The following is a 24,083-nucleotide window of genomic DNA, read 5'->3' as shown; positions in this document are numbered from 1 at the left end:
GAGCTGCTGTTGAAACTGCTGATTCTCGATCGGGACGGGGTGATCAATTACGACTCCGACGCGTACATCAAGTCGGTGGAGGAGTGGATTCCACTCCCCGGTTCGATCGAAGCGATCGCGCAGTTGAGCAAGGCCGGCTGGACGGTGGCGGTCGCCACCAACCAGTCGGGCATCGCTCGCGGCTATTACGACATCGCCACCCTGGAGACCATGCACGCTCGCTTGCGCGAGTTGGTGGCAGAGCAGGGCGGCGAAGTCGGTCTGATCGTCTATTGCCCGCACGGGCCAGACGATGGCTGCGATTGCCGCAAGCCAAAACCCGGGATGTTGAAAACCATCGCCGCGCATTACAACGTTTCGCTGACGAATCTATGGTTCGTCGGCGATACTCTCGGTGACCTGGAGGCCGCCAAAGCCGTCGACTGTCAGCCAGTTTTGGTAAAGACCGGGAAAGGCGAAAAGACTCAGGGCAAGACCCTACCGGCAGGCACCTTGATTTTTGACGATCTGGCGGCGATTGCCGCAGAACTTATCCACAACTAAGGCTCTTCTGACATCCTGGCCAAGGACTGATCGGGAGTGCGCTTGAATAGGCGGGCAGTGCCCGCAACGGTAAATGTCGCCATGTCGATACTGCAGGCCATCAGAACTTTCCTCTTTTACCTGCTGCTGGGCACCAGTTCGTTACTCTGGTGCACCCTGAGCTTTTTTATCGCGCCGTTTCTGCCGTTCAAGGCGCGTTATCGCTTTATCAACGTGTACTGGTGCCGCTGCGCCTTGTGGCTGAGCAAAGTCTTTCTGGGTATTCGCTACGAAGTGAAGGGCGCCGAGAATGTGCCTGAACAGCCCTGCGTGATTCAGTCGAACCACCAGAGCACCTGGGAGACGTTCTTTCTCTCGGCCTACTTCGAACCGTTGAGCCAGGTGCTCAAGCGCGAACTGCTCTACGTGCCGTTCTTCGGCTGGGCCATGGCCATGCTGCGGCCGATCGCCATCGACCGCGACAACCCGAAAGCCGCGCTCAAGCATGTAGCGAAGAAGGGCGATGAACTGCTCAAGGACAATGTCTGGGTGCTGATTTTCCCGGAGGGGACTCGCGTTCCCTACGGCACCATCGGCAAGTTCTCCCGAGGCGGCACCGCGTTGGCCGTCAATGCGTCATTGCCCGTGCTGCCAATTGCACACAATGCCGGCAAGTTCTGGCCAAAAACCGGTTGGGCCAAAAAGCAGGGCGTGATCACCGTGATCATCGGCGCCCCGATGTACGCCGAGGGTAGCGGGCCACGGGCCATCGCCGACCTGAATGACCGGGTGCAGGCCTGGAACGAACAGATGCAGCGCGAAATGGGTTCGCTGCCAGCAGCCCCGGCAGCACCGAGTGCGACCGACCAAGTGACTGTCTGAAGTTCTGTGGATAACCTGTGTACCGTTTCGTTGAAAATCGCTGTATTTAGTTTATAAGCTTTTGATTTTTATACATATTTCTTAAGCAAATAAAACTTCGGAAAACGTGCATAAGTTTTTTCGGACGTAAAAAAACCGGCTGATATAGCCGGTTTTTTTATGCCTGTAAAAATGATCAGGCTCACTCGCTCAAAAGGGGTAGCTGGACACTGAACGTCGTGCCTTGTCCTACCACGCTATGACAGGAAATCCGCCCGCCGTGACGATCCACCACCGCCTTGACCATGGACAACCCCAACCCCAGGCCGTCACTGCCGTGAGCCGATGCAAAGCGTCGATACTGACTGAACAGCTCGGGAAGCTCTTCGACGGCAATCCCTCGGCCCTGGTCGACGATCTCGCACGTTAACCAACCCTCGGTACAACTCACCCGCACGGTGATCCGCGAACCCGCCGGACTGTACTTGATGGCGTTTTCCAGCAGGTTGAACAGTGCCCGTGTCAGTAACGACTGATCGGCCAGGACCAGCGCTTCAGCATCTTCGTCGAGGTCATGCAGCAACTGAATGTTCTTCAGATGAGCGATGCTCGAGGCCTGGTCGAAAGTATCGAGCAGCAACATCGCGAACATGCTCGGCTGAAACTGATAGGCCTCGGATTCAGCCTTTGCCAACTGCACAAAGGCCTCGGTCAGGTTCAGCGCCTTGCGCACTTGTAACTCGATCTGACTGAACACTTGAGTGTCGCCAGACACCTGATGCCGCTGAACGTCGAGCAAAGCCAGAATCGCCGAGTGGGGGGCCCTCAGGTCATGAGACAGAAAACGCAGCAACACGGCCCGCTGCTCCTCGGCGTCCCGTTCGACGCTCAAGTCAGTGAGGCTCAGTAACCAGCCAATCACCGAGTCGCCCTCGGCCGGCAACAGCGGCGCCAGGTCCAGACGCAGGCTGCGTGCCTGAGTGTCACGAAACTCCAGCAGCTCCAGGGTCGACAACGCCGGCAGCGTTCCATCGGACGGCACCGGGTAACCCAACTCGCTCAGTTGCTCGAGCATCTCCTCGCCCACCAGGCTGCTGGAAAATATCTCCCGAGCCTTACGGTTGGCCAACAGAATGCGCCCATTCGGATCGCTGATCAGCGTCGCCACCGGCAAGTACTCAAGGCCATCGGCAATGAAACGCCGGGTGTCACGTGTCCGGCTCATGGCCTGTTCCAGCGCGACGATTTGCCCTTGCAGCACATCGCCAGCCGGGGCCTGGGTCCGGCGGCGTTCGGGAAACACTTTCGGCTCGCTGTCCAGACGCGCCAGTTCCCAGCCGAAATAGGCGAGCACCGCATTCAGCCTTCGCCAATTCCAGATCAGGTAACCCAACAGCATACCCAGCAGACTCGCGGCCGGTGACCACCACCAACCAAGACGCAACAGCAGGCTCGAACCCAGCAGCGCGACCGCCATTGCCCCCAGGGTCAGCCATAACGCGCGACGCGGACGCACCAACATCAGGCCCAGCAACTCACCGACAATCACCACCGATAACAACGCCGCCAAACGTTCATCGAGAGCCACAATGTTGCGCTGTTGCAGCAACCCATTGAGGATATTTGCCTGAATTTCGATGCCCGGGGTGGTGCCCATGCTCGCCGATTGCGGTGTCACGTAACGGTCCCCCAAACCTGGAGCGGTGGAGCCGATCAGGATCAAGCGATCGCGCAGCAATTCGGGCGGGACTTCACCGCGCAAGACGCTGACGTAGGGCACACTGGGAAAACCCGCATCGGAACGGATGAAAGGAATCCGTATTTTGTGGGCTCGCTGCCAGCCTTGCGTCGACGGCAGGGCCGGGGTCCCGGGCATCGGTACATTCTCCTTGTCGGCAAGGGTCTGTTCGTACAGCAGCCAGGCCAGTTGCGCGCGTGTTTGTTGTGCCGGTCCTTCGCTTAAATACACACTGCGCACGATCCCGTCGGCATCCGCTTGGGCATTAATGTGCCCGATGCCTTTGACGCAATGGCTCAGTGGCGCCACCGGTTCAATTTCCCCCAAAGGCTGTCCATAACGCGCCACGCCTTCACGCAGCAACGGCACGAAGACATTTCCGGCACGGCAGGCCGCCTGGGCCAGAAGCTGATCGTTGCCGGGATGGCTATCGGGCTCGCTGAAAATCACGTCGAACAGAATGCCTTTGGCGTTCGCAGCGCCTAGCCGATCAAGCAACTGTGCGTGCATGGCCCGCGACCAAGGCCATTTGCCTAGCTGCTGCAAGCTGTAGTCATCGATCGTGACGATGAGTATTCGTGGGTCCACCGGCAGCGGGCTCAGCCGACGCAGGTTGTCGTACAGCAGATTGCTCAAGACCAGGCCATGGGTCATGGACAGCACTGCCGTCAGCGGCAACAGGATCAGACTGACCCACAGCCACTCGCGGACCATCCGCCGAAACAGCCGCTGAGCCTGGGTCGGCTCGCGGCCGTCCTTCCTTGGGCGGCCCTTCATCGGTCGTCGGCCAGGGCGCTATTGGACACGCGTGGTCCTGGGGTAATAGAAAATGTCATACACCCCGGTCTCTCCTTCTAACCCCTGAGCGTCATACGCCGACAGGCGAACATGGTAGAACAGCGCTTTCAGCCCGCTGAATTTGACCTCGGGCGTGCTGGAAAACTGCTCTTGCTTGATGTCCAGAAAGTTCGCGTCGGTGGCCACTTGCGCCCGATAACGCGTGGCGCCTTCGATGGGCTTCATGATCAATTGCCAGACAGGCACATTACCCGTTTGACCGGCCTGCCCCAACAAACGTGGGGCAGGTAACAAGTCGATTGGCGTCAACGTGCCTTGTTTCTGAATACGCAAGCCCTGACGGGCCATGACCTGGACTTCATCATCCTCAGGGCCCTGAGTCCGTTTGGCAGTGGAGCGGGCAGAGCGGGGGCGCGACAGTTCCTCATCACGATTGACCGCCACTTGCCCGTTCAGCACTTCCAGTAATGCCTGGCCACCATCATCGTTGCGCACCCGGAAGTGCGTACCCCGTACGCCCAGTACACCGACCGGCGTGACGATCTGAAAACGATCATGGTCGCTGGCACGCTTGATCACATACGACTCGACCTGGCCCTGCTCGAGGATAACCTGAGGGATCGAATGTTCTTCATTGAGGTGTAGCGTGATCTGGGAGCTGGAAGGCAGCACTACCCGCGAGCCATCACCCAGGGAAAGGCTGACAAACGCCGAGGGCGAGGTCTTGATGCCTTCCCGCTCGTCGATCGGCATGCCTTCCTGCAGTGGCGTCTGTTTACCTTTGGCATCCAGCTTCCAGGCTTCGCCAGTCAGATGTTCGACAGTCGCGGGCAGCGGTTGGCCGCGACATTGTTGATTATCATCGATATAGGGCAGACGTTTTGCCGAGGCGGCAGCCGCCGATGCACTCTGGGTGAACAATTCCATCAACCCGGCAACCAGTAAAAGACAAACGCCAGAACGGCGTGGGAGCAATAAGGTCATGAGGTTCATGGATTGGCTTTTATGCTCTTATACAAATCATGCCGGGAAACGCCCGCGCTGACGCACGATACCTGACCGGATGCTCTGGCAGATAGCCATGGGTGCAAAGGAAATGAGATGACACATCCCTGTGTCGGAACCGAGCAGGCACTCCATGTGTTTTTCCCCTGAACTGCAGACTCGCCGAAAACCGGCGATCGACGGTCCTGCAGTTTGGCATTGACGCTCCCTGCGTCGGAGCACATCCCAATGCCCCTGTGCCGCTCAGCGAAAACGAATTTACCGGCATAAGCGACCTTGCGCGGTCATTCTCAATATTTGTTCAGAATTGACTGAAGGCGCCTAAAACACCCAACGTTGTTGCGCCGAACGAATGTCGAGCTGGGCGGCTTCCACCTGTGCGGAGTGCACCGGGGCAAAGCCTGGCGAGTCGCCCATCACCGTGTTCGTCTCTGCCGGGCCGAAGTAACGCGGTGCAACATTCTGCTCGATGACAGATATTGACTGGACCGTGGTGCATCCCAATCCGAGACCCGCGGCCAACATCAACGCTGTTAATCTTGTAAACCCGTTAAAGATAATCTTTAGACGCATTTTTTCCCACAGTCCCTCTGGAGCATTCTGCCGATAATTCATCGCCTACCGGCTAAGTGATATCAGCGTATCCACACTTGGGAAGTTCACAGCAATTCGCCACAATTGTTCAGATTCAACCAATCAGCCTAAACTCCCGCAGGAATTTTCTTAACCGTTGCACTTACGAGATGAAGGAAGCACTCGGCATGCGTGTCGCAATACTGGATGACGAACCCGCCGAACTCCGCCGGGTGGAACAGACACTGCGACAGATCCCCGTCACGGGGGAGCAGACGTGGACGTTGCACAGTTTCGAGCGGGGAGAGGACCTGTTACGGCAACTTCGCCGGGAAACTTTCGATCTGCTGATCCTCGACTGGCAATTGCCCGACATCAGCGGTCTGTCGTTGTTGCGCTGGACCCGGGAACACATGGACTCACCACCGGCCGCGATCATGCTCACCAGTCGCGATACCGAAAGCGATATCGTCCAGGCCTTGAACGCCGGAGCCGACGATTACGTGAGCAAACCGTTTCGTCCTAATGAGCTGATGGCTCGGGTGAGCGCCGTACTTCGTCGGCATGGACTGCAACGCGCGGCAGCCACCGAAATACTCACATTCAATGACCTCGAATTCGACGACGCCGAACTCACTGTCACCCGTGCCTCCACCCCCATCAGCCTGACCGAACGGGAATACCGTCTCGCCCGCTGCCTGTTCGCCAATCTGGGCCGACCTTTGTCCCGTGAATACTTGTATGAGCGCTTTTGGACCCATGAAGAAATCGTGTCCTCCCGGCCTCTGGATACTCATATTTATCGCCTGCGCAACAAGCTGGGGCTGACGGCTGATCGCGGTTGGCAACTGCTGACGATTTACGGGTATGGGTATCGGCTTGAGAGCGTAGCCACCGCTAGCGAATGATTCGACGAACAATATAAAAGTCCAACGCTGAGCGTTGGCAGTGTCCATTACGGTAGTTCTGCGCGGGAAATCAATCCCCCGCCCATGTAGATTTCAATTGATCAATGTTCTGGCACAACCGCCTTAGTCCGAGCGCAACCTGGCTCTGGGGGCGGCATGGATTGTGTCGGCAGACTTGCGATAGAGGCCGACTGCCAATCCCATAATGATGATCGCAATTGAAATCAAGTTCGGTATCGAGATGTGTTCGCCGATAATCAGCATCGAACTGCCGATGCCGAATACCGGAATCAACAACGACAGCGGTGCCACTGTTGAAACAGGATAAAGCTTCAACAGCGAGTTCCACCCCCAATAGGCAAAGTGTGTGGCCAGATAAACCTGGAAAATAATCGATAGCACAGCTGTCAGGTCGAGACTGCTTTGCAGATTCTCAAAGGGCGCGGCACCTTGCATGAGCCAGGCGATGAAGAAGAGTGGGATGGGTGGAAACAGACTGGCCCAGACCATAAATGAAAAGATCTCTTTGACACCGGATGTCTTGATAATCACGTTGCCGACGCTCCAGGCGACTGCACTCAGCACAATCAGCAGTACTCCAAGTATCGCGTGCTCCCCTTGCTGAGTAGAAATGATGCCCGCCAACCCGACCAATGCCAGCAGTGCCCCGATAAGCTGAGCCCTACGTAGCTTCTCTTTAAATAATAACGCCCCCCAACCCATGGTGAAGAACACGCTGAGCTGGATGATCAGCGAAGCAATACCGGGGCTGACACCGACCTGGATGCCATAGTTGATTACGCCCCACATACCCAATCCGAAAATGAAGCCGTAGGCGACAACATAGCTGAACTTGATGGCGGGGCGCTTTATGAAGAACACCAAAGGTATGGCGGCGAGTGCAAAGCGTATTCCGGTTAACACAAAGGGATCGATCGAGCGTAACCCCAGCTTGGTGATTGGAAAGTTCACTCCCCACACTAAAGTGACGAGTATCGCCAGAACCAAATGTTTTTTCTGCATATCCCTAGCCTCACATTAAGCGGCACACCGCGGTATGCCTCATTCCAATCAGTTCAATGCGAACCGTTTCTGCATCAGGCATTTTTGGAGATGTGATTCTATGGTCCAAAATTTTGGCCTGCTTGCTATAGCAGGTCTACTTTTGTCAAAATCGGGCCATGTCGATCAATCCAACACTGGATCCCTACGAGCATGGAAGCCCCGATGCTGTGGTGAACCTGAGCAAGTATTCTTCGGGTACTGTTTTTGCGCGGCATACGCACAGTCGTGGTCAGTTTGCGTACGCCTCGACGGGCGCGTTGAAGATGTTCACCGATCAGGGGAATTGGGTTGTCCCGCCTCAAAGAGCGCTTTGGGTTCCCGCGTGCGTGTCGCATGAAATGCATATGCGCGGCGACGTGACCATGATCAATACTTACCTCAATGAGGCTGCCTCCATCCGCGCCGGTTTGCCGGAGCATTGCCAGGTCTACGATGTTTCGCCGTTGCTGAGGCATCTGTTGGAAGCAGCGCTGGCCATCGACCCGGAGCAAGCGCCTAGTATCCGAAGCCAGTCCGTACAGACGCTGCTGGTGGATGAAATCGGCACCATGTCGGAGCTTCCATTGAGCGCACCATTGCCTTCGGAACCTCGACTGGCCGTTTCGTGCCATCGATTCCTGGATGCCCCCACGCAGAATATCTCCATCAGTGAAATGGCCAGCTGGTCGAACATGAGCCGGCGAACGTTCACGCGATGTTTTCGGGAAGCGACTGGCATGAGTTTTGTCTTCTGGAGACAGCAAGTCTGTCTACTCGAAGCCACGTCCAGACTGAGCAATGGTTCATCTATCACCGAAGTGGCGATGGATCTGGGTTACAGCAGCCCAAGCGCATTTACCTCGGTATTTCGGCGTAACCTGGGGGATTCACCGGGGCGTTATCTGGCCAAGTCCAAAGGCGCATCGATGTTCTGAGCGATTGATCAAGAAGGGTGTCTAGTCCTGAAACAGGTGTAAACCTTATTCAGGACGGGACACGCGCAATAAAAAAGGCCAACGCATAGCGTTGGCCTTTTTTGTTTTAGCGGTCCTGCCGGATCAGAAGTCCAGGTTGGACACCGCCAAGGCGTTGCTTTCGATGAAGTCACGGCGAGGTTCGACCGCATCACCCATCAGGGTGTTGAAGATCTGGTCGGCGCCGATGGCGTCTTCGATGGTCACTTTGAGCATGCGGCGCGAGCCCGGATCCATGGTGGTTTCCCACAGCTGATCAGGGTTCATCTCACCCAGACCTTTGTATCGCTGGATGGTATGACGCTTGGTGCTTTCGGCCATCAACCATTCAAGGGCTTCCTTGAATTCGGTGACGGCTTTCTTGCGTTCGCCACGCTGGATATAAGCGCCATCGTCCAGCAGGGTGCTCAGTTGAGCGCCCAGGGAAACGACGGTCTTGTAATCGTTGCTGCCGAAGAAGTCGCGGTTGAAGGTGACGTAGTTCGACAGGCCGTGGGAGATCAGTTCGACCTCTGGCAGCCAGACATTACGTTCACGGTCTTCGCGCAGGCTGGCCTTGTAGACCAGGCCGGACTTCTCGACGGTGCGCAGGCGAACTTCGTACTGAGCCAGCCAATCCTGCATCGCTGCGTGGTCGGACAGTTGCTCCATGCTCACGGCTGGCAGGTAGATGAAGTGCTCGGTCAGTTCCTGCGGGTACAGGCGCGACAGGCGCTTGAGGGTCTTCATCACCAGACGGAAGTCATTCACCAGACGCTCGAGAGCTTCACCGGAGATACCCGGGGCTTCTTCGTTCAGGTGCAGGCTCGCATCTTCCAGGGCCGACTGCGTCATGTACTCTTCCATGGCGTCGTCGTCTTTGATGTATTGCTCTTGCTTGCCTTTCTTCACTTTGTACAGCGGCGGCTGAGCGATGTAGATGTAGCCACGCTCGATCAGCTCCGGCAGCTGACGGAAGAAGAAGGTCAGCAGCAGGGTACGGATGTGCGAACCGTCGACGTCAGCATCGGTCATGATGATGATGTTGTGATAACGCAGCTTGTCGATGTTGTACTCGTCGCGACCGATGCCGCAGCCTAGCGCGGTGATCAAGGTGCCCACTTCTTGCGAAGAGATCATCTTGTCGAAGCGCGCCTTCTCGACGTTCAGGATCTTGCCCTTCAATGGCAGGATGGCCTGGGTCTTGCGGTTACGTCCCTGCTTGGCGGAGCCGCCAGCAGAGTCACCTTCCACGAGGTACAGTTCGGAAAGGGCAGGGTCTTTTTCCTGGCAGTCCGCCAGTTTGCCCGGCAGGCCGGCGATGTCCAGCGCGCCTTTACGACGGGTCATCTCACGGGCTTTACGCGCCGCTTCACGCGCACGCGCCGCGTCGATCATCTTGCCGACGACCAGCTTGGCTTCGTTCGGGTTTTCCAGCAGGAAGTCGGAGAAGTACTTGCCCATTTCCTGTTCGACCGCGGTCTTCACTTCGGAAGACACCAGCTTGTCTTTGGTCTGGGAGCTGAACTTCGGATCCGGCACTTTCACCGAAATGATCGCCGTCAGGCCTTCGCGGGCATCGTCACCGGTGGTGGCGACTTTGTGCTTCTTCGCCAGGCCTTCAGCTTCGATGTAGGTGTTCAGGTTACGCGTCAGTGCCGAACGGAAACCCACCAGGTGAGTACCGCCATCGCGCTGTGGAATGTTGTTGGTGAAGCACAACAGGTTCTCGTTGAAGCTGTCGTTCCACTGCAGGGCGATTTCCACACCGATGCCGTCTTCACGCTGGATGTTGAAGTGGAACACCTGGTTGACCGCAGTCTTGTTGGTGTTCAGGTATTCAACGAATGCACGCAGACCACCTTCGTACTTGAACAACTCTTCCTTGCCGCTGCGCTCGTCCTTGAGGACGATGCCGACACCGGAGTTGAGGAAGGACAGTTCGCGAATCCGCTTGGCCAGGATGTCCCAGCTGAAGTGGATGTTCTTGAAGGTGTCAGCCGAAGGCTTGAAGTGAATCTGGGTACCGGTGGATTCGCTGTCGCCAACGATTTTCATCGGTTCTTGCGGAACACCGTGGACGTAGGTCTGTTCCCAGATCTTGCCGCTGCGGCGAACGGTCAGGACCAGTTCTTCGGACAGGGCGTTAACCACCGATACACCTACACCGTGCAGACCACCGGAAACCTTGTAGGAGTTGTCGTCGAACTTACCGCCGGCGTGCAGCACGGTCATGATGACCTCGGCCGCCGAAACGCCTTCTTCTTTATGCACGTCTACCGGGATGCCACGACCGTTGTCGCGAACAGTGATGGATTCATCCGGGTGGATGATGATGCTGATGTCGTCGCAGTGGCCGGCCAAAGCTTCGTCGATCGAGTTATCGACCACCTCGAACACCATGTGGTGCAGACCGCTGCCATCGTCGGTGTCACCAATGTACATACCGGGACGTTTGCGTACGGCATCCAGGCCTTTCAGCACTTTAATGCTCGTTGAGTCGTACGTATTTTCTTCGCTCAATGCCTTCACTCCCGATGGTCGTGGGTCTGGGTGATACGGCCCTGTTCCACGTGGAACAAAGCGACTGGCGTTTCCGTCTGCCAGCCTTCCCTCAATAATTCGTGATCTACACAGGTGATAAAAACCTGGCAGCGTAAGTCTTCCAGCAAGCGACAAAGCGCGCGACGGTGGTGCTCGTCCAGTTCGGACGGCAAGTCATCCACCAGATAAATACACTGGCCGCGTCGGGCCTGGCTGACCAAGTGCCCTTGGGCAATCCGCAATGCACAGACCACCAACTTCTGCTGACCACGGGACAAAATGTCCGCGGCGTTATGTGCGCCTAATCGGAGACGCAAATCAGCCCGTTGTGGTCCGGCCTGGGTATGACCCATTTGCTGATCCCGCTGAAGGGATCCAGCGAGCACTGCACTCAACTCACGGTCTTTGTCCCAGCCTCGGTAATAGCTGAGCGTCAAGCCCTCAAGCTCAACCAGTTCGCTCAAGGTCTGTTCAAAGACTGGTTTCAAGGCTTTGATGTAAGCGCGGCGGTATTCATCTATTTCATCGCTGGCCTGGCACAGTTCCCTGTCCCAAACCGCTTGCGAAACGGCGTCAAGTGTACCATGCCGCAGCCAAGAGTTTCTCTGGCGCAAGGCCTTCTGCAAGCGCTGCCACGTAGACATGAATCGCGGTTCCACGTGGAACACACCCCAGTCGAGAAACTGCCGGCGAATCTTCGGCGCGCCTTCCAGCAGGCGGAAGCTGTCCGGGTTGATCAACTGCAGCGGCAGGATCTCCGCCAGTTGTGCCGCACTACGGGCGTTCTGCCCGTCGATACGGATCTGGAACTCTCCCTGACGATCGCGAGATATCCCCAATGCGCTGTGCCCACCCTCGGCCAATTCGACCTGGCCAAATACTGTGCACGCCAATTGTTCGTACTGAATAACCGGCAACAGGCGGGTGCTACGAAACGAACGGGCAAGCCCCAGCAGATGAATGGCTTCCAGAACACTGGTTTTGCCGCTGCCGTTGGCGCCGTAAAGAATGTTGATTCGGGGGGAGGGGGAGAAGGTCACCGGGTGCAGATTGCGCACCGCGGTGACCGAGACGCGACTTAAGGACATCTAGCTTCTGCTGAGCATGATTACAGACGCATCGGCATGACAACGTAAGCCGAGTCGTCGTTGTCGGACTCTTGCACCAGCGCACTGCTGTTGGAGTCGGACAGGATCAGGCGAACCTGCTCGGTGGTCATCACGCCCAATACGTCGAGCAGATAGCTCACGTTGAAGCCGATTTCCAGAGAGCCGCCGTTGTACTCAACGCCCACTTCTTCTTCCGCTTCCTCTTGCTCCGGGTTGTTCGCCTGGATCTTCAGCTGACCGTTGGCCAGCTGCAGACGGATGCCGCGGTACTTCTCGTTGGACAGAATCGCGGTACGGCTGAACGCTTCACGCAGGGCCTGGCGATCGCCGAGTACCAGCTTGTCGCCACCTTTAGGCAGAACACGCTCGTAGTCAGGGAATTTACCGTCGACCAGTTTCGAGGTGAAGGTGAACTCGCCGGTGGTAGCACGGATGTGGTGCTGGCCCAGCACGATGCTGACGTTGCCGTCCGGTTCGGTCAGCAGACGTGCCAGTTCCAGGATACCTTTGCGTGGCACGATGACCTGATGACGATCCGGCTGACCGATATCGGCCTGCATCGAGCACATGGCCAGACGGTGACCGTCGGTCGCCACAGCGCGGATGATCCCGGCCGAGACTTCCAGCAGCATGCCGTTGAGGTAATAACGCACGTCCTGCTGCGCCATGGCGAAGCTGGTGCGTTCGATCAGGCGACGCAGTTTGCTTTGCTCAAGGCTGCAGGTCAGCGAACCCGGGCCTTCTTCCACCGTCGGGAAGTCGTTGGCCGGCAGGGTCGACAGGGTGAAGCGGCTACGGCCGGCCTTCACCACGAGCTTCTGCTCATCGACCTTGATGTCGATCAGCGCGTCGTTTGGCAGGCTCTTGCAGATGTCCATCAGCTTGCGCGCAGGCACAGTGATGGAACCCGGGTCTGCAGGCTCTTCGAGTTGCACACGACCGACCAGCTCGACTTCCAGGTCGGTACCGGTCAGCGACAGTTGCTGGCCTTCGACAACCAGCAGCACGTTGGAAAGCACCGGCAAGGTCTGTCGGCGCTCGACGACGCCTGCGACCAGTTGCAGGGGTTTCAACAGGGCTTCGCGTTGAATGGTGAAATGCATGGTCTAGTCCCTTGCCTTAATAAGCTGCGCTGGTGTTCATCAAGTGGTCAGTGTACGCAGCAGGTTCTTGTAGTCCTCGCGGATGTCCGCGTCGGATTCCTTAAGCTCGTTGATCTTGCGGCAGGCGTGCAAAACAGTCGTGTGGTCGCGGCCGCCAAACACATCGCCGATTTCCGGCAGGCTGTGGTTGGTCAATTCCTTGGACAACGCCATAGCGACCTGACGCGGACGTGCTACCGAGCGTGAACGACGCTTGGACAGCAGGTCGGAGATCTTGATCTTGTAATACTCAGCGACGGTGCGCTGAATGTTATCCACAGAGACCAGTTTATCTTGCAACGCCAACAAGTCTTTCAGGGATTCGCGAATCAACTCGATGGTGATGTCGCGACCCATAAAGTGCGAGTGGGCGATCACGCGTTTGAGCGCGCCTTCCAGCTCACGGACGTTGGAGCGAATACGCTGGGCGATGAAGAATGCCGCGTCGTGTGGCAGATCGACTTTGGCCTGGTCGGCCTTTTTCATCAGGATCGCTACACGGGTTTCCAGCTCCGGCGGCTCGACGGCAACCGTCAGGCCCCAGCCAAAGCGGGATTTAAGGCGTTCTTCAAGGCCTTCAATTTCTTTCGGATAGCGGTCACTGGTGAGAATGACCTGCTGGCCACCTTCGAGCAGGGCGTTGAAGGTGTGGAAAAACTCTTCCTGCGAACGTTCCTTGCGAGCGAAGAACTGAATGTCATCGATCAGCAACGCATCCACCGAACGGTAGAAGCGCTTGAACTCGTTGATCGCGTTCAACTGCAGCGCCTTGACCATGTCGGCCACGAAACGCTCCGAATGCAGGTACACGACCTTGGCATTCGGGTTCTTCTTTAATAGGTGGTTACCCACAGCGTGCATCAAGTGGGTTTTACCCAAACCGACGCCACCATAAAGGAAGAGCGGGTTGTAACCGTGCTTGGGGTTGTCCGCCACCTGCCAGGCCGCAGCCCGTGCCAGTTGGTTGGACTTACCTTCGACGAAGTTCTCGAAGGTGAAAGTGCGGTTCAGGTAGCTGGTGTGCTTGAGCGCACCTTCGACCTGCACCGTGCGATGCTCGGAACGAACCGGGGCCTGTTGCGAACTGGCGCCGGCCATAGGGTCGAAGCTGTCGCGGGACGGCTCTTCACTGACCTCGGCAACTTTTTGCGTCGAACGCTTGGTCGGTGCCGCCGCCGGAGCAGGGGCTGGAGCGCTGACCGGTGCGGCCGCCGCCTGAGCCTGGGACGCCGCAGCGGCCAACGGGGCATTGGGTGCCGCACGCGGTGCCGAACTGCGTTTGCTGCCTATTAATAAGGAAAGCGCCGGCGCCATGCCATTGCCGTGCTCATCCAGCAGTTCAAGGACGCGGCCCAGGTACTTTTCGTTGACCCAGTCGAGAACAAAACGATTCGGTGCGTAGACACGCAACTCGTCGCCTTCGGCTTCGACCTGTAGCGGGCGGATCCAAGTGTTGAATTGTTGGGCAGGCAGCTCATCGCGCAAAAGCTCCACGCACTGCTGCCAAAGTTCCACTGACACGGATATCCCCTAAGTTGAAAGCCGGTGAGGCAAAAACAAGCGGTCATTGTAGCGGCCAGACGCCCACTTATCCACATGCAGGTTGCGCACAGGGCATGAATTATCAACGCGTTAACCCTCAAAAAGAAGACCAACGGTATGTGCATAAGCTCTGTGGATAACCGCCCATGAGGGCACTGGACAAGTGGGGGCGAAACTCGGTGGATAACCTGCCTGTGGATAACTGACCTTTCCACACACAGCTTATCCGATAGCGCAGCACAGGCTGATCACCGTTTTCCACTGTAGTTGTCATTCTCTGTACATCACGGTTTTTAAGGGCTTAAGGCAGTTATCCACAGATGATCGCGTGCCTAGCTTTTACTAGCTTTACAGAAAAGCTTTAAATAATTCCCTTCTTTATTTCTATATCTAGCGAACGACCTGCGGACGAGCAAATCCTCTGGAGATCTATTTATAAGGAAACGTTGGTTGGAAATTGACCTAGAGGCTTGCTTTCTCTAGAATCCCCGGTCTCTTAAAACGGGGGCCATTCCGGCCCGTTGTGGACGAACCAGGTAACACGACAATGAAACGTACTTTCCAACCAAGCACTATCAAACGCGCTCGTACCCACGGTTTCCGTGCTCGCATGGCTACCAAGAACGGTCGTGCCGTCCTGTCGCGTCGTCGCGCCAAAGGTCGTGCGCGTCTGGCAGTTTGATAATCCGGCACTGGAGGTGAGTCAGGACTTCAGTCGGGATAAGCGTCTGCTTACTCCCCGGCATTTCAAGGCAGTCTTTGACTCCCCTACCGGCAAGGTTCCGGGGAAAAATCTCCTGCTCCTTGCGCGCAATAACGATCTTGATCACCCCCGTCTCGGGCTGGTTATCGGGAAAAAGAGCGTAAAGCTCTCCGTCGAGCGCAATCGCCTCAAACGTCTGATGCGCGAATCGTTTCGCCTGAACCAGGATTCACTGGTCGGTTGGGACATTGTTATCGTCGCGCGCAAAGGTTTGGGTGACGTAGAAAACCCCGAATTGATTCAGCATTTCGGCAAACTCTGGAAACGTCTGGCACGCAGCAAGCCGGTACCAGCAGTCAAAGCCGAAACTGTAGGGGTAGACAGTCCCGATGCGTAAACTGGCACTCGTTCCGATCCAGTTTTATCGCTATGCCATTAGTCCCCTGATGGCCAATCACTGTCGTTTCTACCCCAGTTGTTCCTGCTACGCGTTAGAAGCCATAGAAAATCATGGCCTTCTGCGCGGTGGCTGGCTGACCTTTCGTCGTTTAGGTCGCTGTCATCCGTGGAATCCCGGTGGTTATGACCCGGTTCCACCTATCCCTACCTCCCGTTCTTCTTCGATGGCCGAGTAATCATGGATATCAAACGCACGATCCTGATCGTCGCCCTGGCAATCGTGTCCTACGTTATGGTTCTTAAATGGAACCAGGACTATGGCCAGGCTGCCCTGCCGACTCAGAATGTTGCTTCCAGTACTACCGCACCGGGTCTACCGGATACGGCGACTGGCAATAATGCTTCCGCCAGTGACGACATCCCGCGCGCCGCAAGCGATACCAGTGCAACTGCACCTGCTGAAACGCCAGTGGCTGCAAGCAAAGACCTCATCCAGATCAAAACGGATGTGCTCAACCTGGCCATCGATCCACAAGGTGGCGATGTTGCCCAGTTGACGCTGCCGCTGTATCCACGTCGCCAGGACCATCCGGAAATTCCATTCCAGTTGTTCGATAACGGCAACGAGCGGACTTATCTGGCTCAGAGCGGCCTGATCGGCACCAACGGTCCGGACGCAAGTCCTGCCGGTCGTCCGGTTTACTCCTCCGAGAAGAAGATTTATCAACTGGCTGACGGTCAGGACCAATTGGTCGTGGACCTGAAGTTCAGCAAGGACGGCGTCAACTACATCAAGCGTTTCACCCTGAAACGTGGCCTGTATGACGTAACCGTTTCCTACCTGATCGACAACCAGAGCGCTCAGCCCTGGTCCGGTGCAATGTTCGCGCAACTGAAGCGTGACGCCAGTTCCGATCCTTCTTCCAGCACTGCCACCGGCACCGCGACTTACCTGGGCGCCGCCCTGTGGACAAGTAACGAGCCGTACAAGAAAGTGTCGATGAAGGACATGGACAAGGCTCAGCTGAAAGAAACCGTCAGCGGTGGCTGGGTTGCCTGGTTGCAGCACTATTTCGTGACCGCATGGATTCCGGCCAAGGGCGAAAACAACGTCGTCCAGACCCGTAAAGACAGCAAAGGCAACTACATCATCGGCTACACCGGTCCTTCGCTGACTGCTGCGCCAGGTGCCAAAGTTGAAACCAGCGCCGTTCTGTACGCAGGTCCAAAAAGCCAGGCTGTGCTGAAACAGTTATCCCCAGGTCTGGAACTGACCGTCGACTACGGCATTCTGTGGTTCATTGCCCAGCCAATCTTCTGGTTGCTGCAACATATCCACGCACTGGTTGGTAACTGGGGCTTCTCGATCATCTTCCTGACCATGCTGATCAAGGGGATTTTCTTCCCGCTGTCGGCCGCCAGCTACAAATCCATGGCGCGCATGCGTGCAGTGGCACCGAAACTGGCCGCGCTGAAAGAGCAACATGGCGAAGACCGGCAGAAAATGTCGCAAGCCATGATGGAGCTGTACAAGAAAGAGAAGATCAATCCACTGGGTGGCTGCTTGCCAATCCTGGTGCAGATGCCGGTTTTCCTTTCGCTGTACTGGGTTCTGCTGGAAAGCGTGGAAATGCGCCAGGCGCCATTCATGCTGTGGATTACTGACCTGTCGATCAAGGATCCGTTCTTCATTCTGCCGATCATCATGGGCGCAACCATGTTCATCCAGCAGCAGTTGAACCCGACGCCTCCGGATCCAATGCAGGCCAAGGTGATGAAGCTGATGCCAATCATCTTCACCTTCTTCTTCCTGTGGTTCCCGGCCGGTCTGGTACTGTACTGGGTAGTGAACAACTGCCTGTCGATCGCCCAACAGTGGTACATCACTCGTAAGATCGAAGCGGCTACCAAAGCAGCTGCCTGATTTACACTGTGGATAACCACTCAAAACGCCCCCTAGTGGGGCGTTTTGCTATCTGTCACTTTTGTCTGGATACCGGTTTATGAGCGTTCCTCGTGAAACCATCGCTGCCGTTGCCACCGCTCAAGGTCGCGGCGGTGTGGGCATCGTCCGTATTTCCGGGCCGCTGGCGAGTGTGGCGGCCAAAGCCATCAGCGGCCGCGAGCTGAAACCGCGGTTCGCCCATTACGGCCCGTTCCTCAGTGAAAACGAAGAGGTGCTGGACGAAGGCATCGCACTGTATTTCCCGGGACCGAATTCGTTCACCGGCGAAGATGTGCTGGAGCTGCAGGGCCACGGCGGACCAATCGTCCTGGATATGTTGCTCAAACGCTGCCTTGAACTGGGCTGCCGTCTGGCCCGACCGGGTGAATTCAGCGAGCGCGCCTTCCTCAATGACAAGCTTGATCTGGCTCAGGCCGAAGCCATTGCCGACCTGATCGAGGCGAGTTCTGCACAGGCAGCACGAAATGCCCTGCGTTCGTTGCAAGGGGCGTTTTCCCAACGTGTGCATAACCTTACCGAGCAATTGATAGGCCTGCGCATTTACGTCGAAGCGGCTATCGACTTCCCCGAAGAAGAAATCGACTTCCTCGCCGATGGCCACGTGCTGAGCATGCTGGACAAAGTGCGCGACGAATTATCCACAGTGCTTCGGGAAGCCGGGCAGGGGGCCTTGCTGCGTGACGGCATGACGGTAGTCATCGCCGGTCGGCCGAATGCCGGCAAGTCCAGCCTTCTGAATGCCCTGGCCGGACGTGAAGCCGCGATCGTGACCGAGATTGCCGGCACGACCCGGGACATTCTTCGCGAACATATCCACATCGATGGCATGCCGTTGCATGTGGTCGACACTGCCGGGCTGCGGGATACCGACGATCAGGTCGAGAAAATCGGCGTCGAACGAGCATTGAAAGCCATCGGCGAGGCGGATCGGGTATTGCTGGTGGTCGATGCCACGGCTCCCGAGGCCCTTGATCCATTTGCCTTGTGGCCTGAATTCCTCGAAACCCGCCCGGATCCGGCAAAAGTGACGCTGATTCGTAACAAGGCAGACCTGACGGGCGAAGCAATTGCCCTGGAAGTCAGTAACGATGGCCACGTCACGATCAGCCTCAGTGCCAGGTCCGCCGGCGAAGGCCTGGAGTTGTTGCGCGAGCATCTCAAGGCCTGCATGGGTTACGAGCAGACCTCTGAAAGCAGCTTCAGTGCTCGCAGGCGTCACCTGGAGGCACTGCGCCATGCGAGTGCGTCCCTCGAACACGGCCGCGCACAGCTGACGTTAGCGGGTGCCGGTGAACTGCTGGCCGAAGATTTGCGGCAAGCCCAGCAGTCTTTGGGCGAGATCACCGGGGCATTCAGCTCCGATGATCTGCTGGGCAGGATCTTTTCCAGCTTCTGCATCGGTAAATAGTCCTTCTGCGTTACCCACAGACAGGCCGTTCTGGCCTGTCTGCTCCCCTTCTTCTGAAATAGACCTCCGCTCCCGAGCAGATTTTTCTGTTCGGGCAGATTTTCCGTGCCCGGGATTTGCTCGGTCAGCCCTTTTCTGTGGATTAAGCCCTGTGAATAACTGCCGCTAAGGGCAGTTGATAACAAGGCCTCAAAACTGAAGATAACCGCCTCTGTGGATAACACCCCCTTTCATCCACAGGCTTACACCGGTTATCCAAGGGCCTCCTCGGCACATGACCACAGGGTTTTGAATCTCTGTACACATTGAAAATAAAGGCCTCTATGAATCTATCCACAGAAAGGTGGGTCAGTAGAAATAAACATAAAAACAAAGATTTAATAAATTTCTCTCTTTTTAATTTCTATAACCCCGACTTCTCCACAGCTGGTTAAATTTTGTGCAAAGGGTTCTTTAGGAAGGGCGAAGTCCCTATACTTGCCGACCAGGTCCAAGAACCTGAGCTCAAACTATTCCGGATTACCTGACTAAAGCAGGCACGAGGTGCGTGGTGGATTTCCCTTCCCGTTTTGAAGTGATCGTCATCGGCGGCGGTCATGCCGGTACCGAGGCAGCACTTGCATCAGCACGTATGGGGGCAAAAACCCTGTTGCTGACGCATAACGTGGAAACCCTCGGTGCCATGAGCTGCAATCCCGCCATTGGTGGGATCGGTAAAAGCCATCTGGTCAAGGAAATCGATGCCCTGGGCGGCGCGATGGCCATGGCTACCGATAAAGGTGGTATTCAATTTCGCGTATTGAACAGCCGCAAAGGCCCGGCCGTGCGTGCAACTCGCGCCCAGGCAGATCGGGTTCTGTACAAGGCCGCTGTCCGCGAAGCTTTGGAAAACCAGCCGAACCTGTGGATATTTCAACAGGCCGCGGACGACCTGATCGTCGAACAGGAACAAGTGCGCGGCGTTGTCACGCAAATGGGCCTGCGTTTCTTCGCCGACTCCGTGGTGCTGACGACGGGCACCTTCCTCGGTGGACTTATCCACATCGGGATGCAGAATTATTCCGGCGGTCGCGCCGGTGATCCGCCTTCGATTGCTTTGGCACGTCGTCTGCGTGAACTGCCATTGCGTGTCGGTCGCCTGAAAACCGGTACTCCGCCGCGTATCGACGGTCGGTCTGTGGATTTCTCGGTCATGACCGAGCAAGCCGGTGATACGCCGATCCCGGTCATGTCGTTCATGGGCTCCAAAGAACAGCACCCGAAACAGGTCAGTTGCTGGATCACCCACACCAACGCCCGGACCCACGAAATCATTGCCGCCAACCTCGACCGTTCGCCGATGTATTCCGATGCCGGGTTGATCGAAGGCATCGGCCCACGTTATTGCCCATCGATCGAAGACAAGATCCATCGCTTTGCCGACAAGGAAAGCCACCAGGTCTTCATCGAACCGGAAGGGTTGACCACTCACGAGCTGTACCCGAACGGGATATCCACATCCTTGCCGTTCGACGTGCAATTGCAGATCGTGCAATCGATCCGCGGCATGGAAAACGCGCACATCGTGCGTCCGGGCTACGCCATCGAGTACGACTACTTCGACCCGCGTGACCTGAAGTACAGCCTGGAAACCAAAGTCATCGCCGGTCTGTTCTTCGCCGGGCAAATCAACGGCACCACCGGTTACGAAGAAGCCGGCGCCCAGGGTTTGCTGGCTGGAGCCAACGCCGCACTGCGAGCCCAGGGCAAAGATGCCTGGTGCCCGCGTCGTGATGAAGCGTACATCGGCGTTTTGGTTGACGACCTGATTACCCTCGGTACCCAGGAACCGTATCGGATGTTCACATCCCGCGCCGAATACCGCTTGATTCTGCGCGAAGACAACGCCGACCTGCGCCTGACCGAAAAAGGTCGCGAACTGGGTCTGGTGGATGACGCGCGTTGGGCGGCTTTCTGCAAAAAACGCGAAAGCATCGATCTGGAAGAACAACGCCTGAAAAGTACCTGGGTTCGCCCGGGCACCGAGCAGGGCGATGCGATTGCCGAGAAGTTCGGCACGCCGCTGACCCACGAATACAATTTGCTCAACCTGCTGAGCCGTCCGGAAATCGACTACGCTGGTCTGATCGCCGTGACTGGCGGGGGCGCAGAAGATCCACAGGTCGCCGAACAGGTCGAAATCAAGACCAAATACGCCGGTTACATCGACCGTCAACAGGATGAAATCGCACGCCTGCGGGCCAGCGAAGACACCAAACTGCCTGTGGATATCGATTACACGAACATCTCCGGTCTCTCCAAGGAGATCCAGAGCAAGCTCGGTGCGACCCGTCCAGAGACTTTGGGCCAGGCGTCGCGTATTCCGGGCGTGACCCCAGCGGCGATTTCGCTGTTGATGATTCATTTGAAAAAACGCGGCGCGGGCCGTCAGTTGGAGCAAAGCGCTTGAGTTCGTTGGTTACCTCGCAACATGCAGAAGAGTTATCCACAGGTGCTCGCCAGCTCGGTGTCACACTGACGGAAGCCCAGCACGCTCAGCTGCTGGGTTATCTGGCCTTGTTGATCAAATGGAACAAGGCTTACAACCTGACCGCCGTGCGTGATCCGGACGAAATGGTCTCCCGTCACCTGCTCGATAGCTTGAGCGTGATGTCGTTCGTCGAAAATGGTCGCTGGCTGGACGTTGGCAGCGGCGGAGGCATGCCGGGTATTCCGTTGGCGATCCTGTTTCCTGAGTCCCAGGTGACCTGTCTGGACAGCAACGGCAAGAAAACCCGCTTCCTGACCCAGGTCAAACTCGAACTCAAACTGGATAACCTGCAAGTTATCCACAGTCGCGTCGAAGCCTTCCAGCCTGAACTGCCATTCAACGGGATCATTTCCCGGGCGTTCAGCAGCATGGAAAACTTCAGCAACTGGACTCGCCATTTGGGCGACGCCGACACACGCTGGCTGGCAATGAAGGGCGTTCATCCCGCCGATGAGCTGGTAGCATTGCCGGCAGACTTCCACCTCGATAGCGAACACGCCCTGGCCGTACCCGGTTGCCAAGGCCAACGCCATCTGCTGATACTGCGCCGCACGGCATGATTGGGAACACAAGCAAGAATGGCTAAGGTATTCGCGATAGCGAACCAAAAGGGTGGTGTGGGCAAGACCACCACCTGCATCAACCTCGCAGCTTCCCTGGTCGCTACCAAGCGTCGGGTGCTGTTGATCGATCTTGATCCACAGGGCAACGCCACCATGGGTAGCGGTGTGGATAAACACGGTCTGGAAAACTCGGTCTACGATCTGTTGATCGGCGAATGTGATCTGGCCCAGGCCATGCACTATTCCGAACACGGTGGTTACCAGTTGTTGCCGGCAAACCGCGATCTGACCGCGGCCGAAGTCGTTCTGCTGGAAATGCAGATGAAGGAAAGCCGCCTGCGCAGCGCGTTGGCGCCGATCCGTGAAAACTACGATTACATTTTGATCGACTGCCCGCCATCGCTGTCGATGCTCACGCTCAATGCGCTGGTTGCCGCCGACGGGGTCATTATCCCCATGCAGTGCGAGTACTTCGCGCTCGAAGGGTTGAGCGACCTTGTGGATAACATCAAGCGCATTGCCGAACTGCTGAACCCGAACCTGAAAGTCGAAGGCCTGTTGCGGACCATGTATGACCCGCGCCTGAGCCTGATGAACGACGTCTCGGCGCAGCTCAAGGAACACTTTGGCGATCAGCTCTACGACACCGTGATTCCGCGCAACATCCGTCTGGCCGAAGCGCCAAGCTATGGCATGCCGGCGCTGGCGTACGATAAATCATCGCGCGGCGCGATTGCCTATCTGGCATTGGCCGGTGAGATGGTTCGCCGTCAACGCAAAAATTCACGCACCGCCGCTGCCCAGGCAACTTAAGGAATCCCCATGGCCGTCAAGAAACGAGGTCTCGGACGTGGACTGGATGCACTGCTGAGTGGTCCGACTGTCAGCTCGCTGGAAGAACAAGCGGTGCAAGCCGACCAGCGTGAGCTGCAGCACCTGCCCCTGGACCTGATCCAGCGTGGCAAGTACCAGCCGCGTCGCGACATGGATCCTCAGGCGCTGGAAGAGCTGGCGCAGTCGATCAAGGCTCAGGGCGTGATGCAGCCGATCGTGGTTCGCCCGATTGGCAGCGGTCGCTTCGAAATCATCGCCGGCGAACGCCGCTGGCGCGCCAGCCAGCAGGCTGGCCAGGAAACCATCCCGGCGATGGTCCGCGATGTGCCGGATGAAACCGCCATCGCCATGGCGTTGATCGAGAATATCCAGCGCGAAGACCTCAATCCGATCGAAGAAGCGGTGGCCTTGCAGCGTTTGCAGCAGGAATTCCAGCTGACTCAGCAACAAGTGGCCGAGGCTGTGGGTAAGTCCCGCGTTACCGTGGCCAACCTATTGCGCCTGATTTCGTTGCCGGAAGTCATCAAGACCATGCTGTCTCACGGCGACCTGGAAATGGGTCATGCCCGTGCCTTGCTGGGTTTACCGGAAAACCAACAGGTTGAAGGGGCGCGACATGTTGTCGCACGGGGGCTGACTGTGCGCCAGACTGAAGCACTGGTTCGCCAGTGGTTGAGTGGCAAACCGGAGCCTGTGGAACCGGCAAAACCGGACCCGGATATCGCCCGGCTCGAGCAGCGCCTGGCCGAGCGCCTAGGCTCTGCGGTGCAGATCCGCCACGGAAAGAAGGGTAAGGGGCAGTTGGTGATCGGCTACAACTCTCTTGATGAACTTCAAGGTGTGCTCGCACACATCCGCTGAAACAATTCCTCTTGTAGCGTGAAGTCGGAAATCACTACCTGACAGTTGAATAGGGGCAGAACCGCCCCTATACTCTGCGC

The 24,083-nt window shown here is 57.0% G+C and carries 21 protein-coding genes; 13 read left to right on the top strand and 8 right to left on the bottom strand.

Going from position 1 to position 24,083, the window contains the following annotated elements; genetic code table 11:
* Positions 1–3 precede the first annotated feature (3 nt).
* Positions 4–543, top strand: coding sequence for a D-glycero-beta-D-manno-heptose 1,7-bisphosphate 7-phosphatase (gene gmhB, locus AC07V0_RS18735; RefSeq protein ID WP_167331188.1), 540 nt, complete (start codon positions 4–6; stop codon positions 541–543).
* A gap of 81 nt (positions 544–624) precedes the next feature.
* On the top strand, positions 625–1,404 hold the full coding sequence (locus tag AC07V0_RS18730; RefSeq protein WP_018927315.1) for a lysophospholipid acyltransferase family protein: 780 nt from the start codon (positions 625–627) through the stop codon (positions 1,402–1,404).
* 181 nt (positions 1,405–1,585) lie between these two features.
* On the opposite strand, the gene AC07V0_RS18725 is transcribed toward AC07V0_RS18730, so the two are convergent.
* The 3 genes from AC07V0_RS18725 to AC07V0_RS18715 all read right to left on the bottom strand — a co-directional run bounded on the left by AC07V0_RS18725 (position 1,586) and on the right by AC07V0_RS18715 (position 5,449).
* Complete coding sequence (locus AC07V0_RS18725) at positions 1,586–3,898, bottom strand: CHASE2 domain-containing protein (protein ID WP_018927316.1); 2,313 nt, start codon at positions 3,896–3,898, stop codon at positions 1,586–1,588.
* An 18-nt stretch (positions 3,899–3,916) separates the two neighbouring features.
* Positions 3,917–4,903 carry a FecR family protein gene (locus tag AC07V0_RS18720; RefSeq protein WP_064615640.1) on the bottom strand — a complete coding sequence of 329 codons (987 nt, stop codon included), beginning with the start codon at positions 4,901–4,903 and terminating at the stop codon, positions 3,917–3,919.
* A 342-nt stretch (positions 4,904–5,245) separates the two neighbouring features.
* Positions 5,246–5,449: a hypothetical protein gene (locus tag AC07V0_RS18715; protein ID WP_172901216.1), complete on the bottom strand. Its 204-nt coding sequence runs from the start codon at positions 5,447–5,449 to the stop codon at positions 5,246–5,248.
* Between the two features lie 236 nt (positions 5,450–5,685).
* On the opposite strand from AC07V0_RS18715, the gene AC07V0_RS18710 reads away from it, so the two are divergent.
* Positions 5,686–6,405 carry a response regulator transcription factor gene (locus tag AC07V0_RS18710; RefSeq protein ID WP_026286512.1) on the top strand — a complete coding sequence of 240 codons (720 nt, stop codon included), beginning with the start codon at positions 5,686–5,688 and terminating at the stop codon, positions 6,403–6,405.
* Between the two features lie 123 nt (positions 6,406–6,528).
* Here AC07V0_RS18710 and AC07V0_RS18705 read toward each other — a convergent pair whose 3' ends face one another.
* Complete coding sequence (locus AC07V0_RS18705; RefSeq protein ID WP_430954517.1) at positions 6,529–7,428, bottom strand: EamA family transporter; 900 nt, start codon at positions 7,426–7,428, stop codon at positions 6,529–6,531.
* Between the two features lie 158 nt (positions 7,429–7,586).
* Here AC07V0_RS18705 and AC07V0_RS18700 point away from each other — a divergent pair, with 158 nt between their 5' ends.
* Entirely contained in the window at positions 7,587–8,384 is a 798-nt protein-coding gene (locus AC07V0_RS18700; protein WP_495019807.1) for an AraC family transcriptional regulator, read from the top strand.
* 123 nt (positions 8,385–8,507) lie between these two features.
* Here AC07V0_RS18700 and gyrB read toward each other — a convergent pair whose 3' ends face one another.
* From gyrB to dnaA, 4 genes are read right to left on the bottom strand one after another with little or no spacing between them, the layout of a single operon-like run.
* Complete coding sequence (gene gyrB / locus AC07V0_RS18695) at positions 8,508–10,925, bottom strand: DNA topoisomerase (ATP-hydrolyzing) subunit B (RefSeq protein ID WP_007934319.1); 2,418 nt, start codon at positions 10,923–10,925, stop codon at positions 8,508–8,510.
* Positions 10,926–10,930: 5 nt separating this feature from the next.
* Complete coding sequence (gene recF, locus AC07V0_RS18690; protein WP_018927321.1) at positions 10,931–12,034, bottom strand: DNA replication/repair protein RecF; 1,104 nt, start codon at positions 12,032–12,034, stop codon at positions 10,931–10,933.
* A gap of 20 nt (positions 12,035–12,054) precedes the next feature.
* Positions 12,055–13,158 carry a DNA polymerase III subunit beta gene (dnaN, locus tag AC07V0_RS18685; protein ID WP_007903001.1) on the bottom strand — a complete coding sequence of 368 codons (1,104 nt, stop codon included), beginning with the start codon at positions 13,156–13,158 and terminating at the stop codon, positions 12,055–12,057.
* A 39-nt stretch (positions 13,159–13,197) separates the two neighbouring features.
* A complete protein-coding gene (gene dnaA, locus AC07V0_RS18680; protein ID WP_495019806.1) occupies positions 13,198–14,718 on the bottom strand; it encodes a chromosomal replication initiator protein DnaA in 1,521 nt (506 codons plus the stop codon).
* 568 nt (positions 14,719–15,286) lie between these two features.
* On the opposite strand from dnaA, the gene rpmH reads away from it, so the two are divergent.
* The 9 genes from rpmH (at position 15,287) to AC07V0_RS18635 (ending at position 24,003) form a co-directional block, all read left to right on the top strand.
* Positions 15,287–15,421 carry a 50S ribosomal protein L34 gene (gene rpmH / locus AC07V0_RS18675; protein WP_003213577.1) on the top strand — a complete coding sequence of 45 codons (135 nt, stop codon included), beginning with the start codon at positions 15,287–15,289 and terminating at the stop codon, positions 15,419–15,421.
* Positions 15,422–15,437: 16 nt separating this feature from the next.
* On the top strand, positions 15,438–15,839 hold the full coding sequence (rnpA, locus tag AC07V0_RS18670) for a ribonuclease P protein component (RefSeq protein WP_026286513.1): 402 nt from the start codon (positions 15,438–15,440) through the stop codon (positions 15,837–15,839).
* Positions 15,832–16,077 (top strand): membrane protein insertion efficiency factor YidD, encoded by a 246-nt coding sequence (gene yidD, locus AC07V0_RS18665; protein ID WP_003213574.1) that lies wholly within the window; start codon positions 15,832–15,834, stop codon positions 16,075–16,077. The genes rnpA and yidD overlap by 8 nt, the downstream gene beginning before the upstream one ends.
* Before the next feature lie 2 nt (positions 16,078–16,079).
* Complete coding sequence (yidC, locus tag AC07V0_RS18660) at positions 16,080–17,765, top strand: membrane protein insertase YidC (RefSeq protein WP_018927323.1); 1,686 nt, start codon at positions 16,080–16,082, stop codon at positions 17,763–17,765.
* A gap of 79 nt (positions 17,766–17,844) precedes the next feature.
* Positions 17,845–19,215, top strand: coding sequence for a tRNA uridine-5-carboxymethylaminomethyl(34) synthesis GTPase MnmE (mnmE, locus tag AC07V0_RS18655; RefSeq protein WP_018927324.1), 1,371 nt, complete (start codon positions 17,845–17,847; stop codon positions 19,213–19,215).
* Positions 19,216–19,765: 550 nt separating this feature from the next.
* On the top strand, positions 19,766–21,664 hold the full coding sequence (gene mnmG / locus AC07V0_RS18650) for a tRNA uridine-5-carboxymethylaminomethyl(34) synthesis enzyme MnmG (RefSeq protein WP_018927325.1): 1,899 nt from the start codon (positions 19,766–19,768) through the stop codon (positions 21,662–21,664).
* Complete coding sequence (gene rsmG / locus AC07V0_RS18645) at positions 21,661–22,305, top strand: 16S rRNA (guanine(527)-N(7))-methyltransferase RsmG (protein WP_007934329.1); 645 nt, start codon at positions 21,661–21,663, stop codon at positions 22,303–22,305. The genes mnmG and rsmG overlap by 4 nt, the downstream gene beginning before the upstream one ends.
* An 18-nt stretch (positions 22,306–22,323) precedes the next feature.
* Positions 22,324–23,121 carry a ParA family protein gene (locus AC07V0_RS18640; protein WP_007934331.1) on the top strand — a complete coding sequence of 266 codons (798 nt, stop codon included), beginning with the start codon at positions 22,324–22,326 and terminating at the stop codon, positions 23,119–23,121.
* Positions 23,122–23,130: 9 nt separating this feature from the next.
* Positions 23,131–24,003 (top strand): ParB/RepB/Spo0J family partition protein, encoded by an 873-nt coding sequence (locus AC07V0_RS18635; protein WP_007934333.1) that lies wholly within the window; start codon positions 23,131–23,133, stop codon positions 24,001–24,003.
* Positions 24,004–24,083: the final 80 nt, after the last annotated feature.

The organism is Pseudomonas sp. GW821-FHT01E10, from assembly GCF_059422365.1.
The sequence above is the reverse complement of the archived record's forward strand: the minus strand, read 5'-3'. Positions and strand labels throughout refer to the sequence as shown.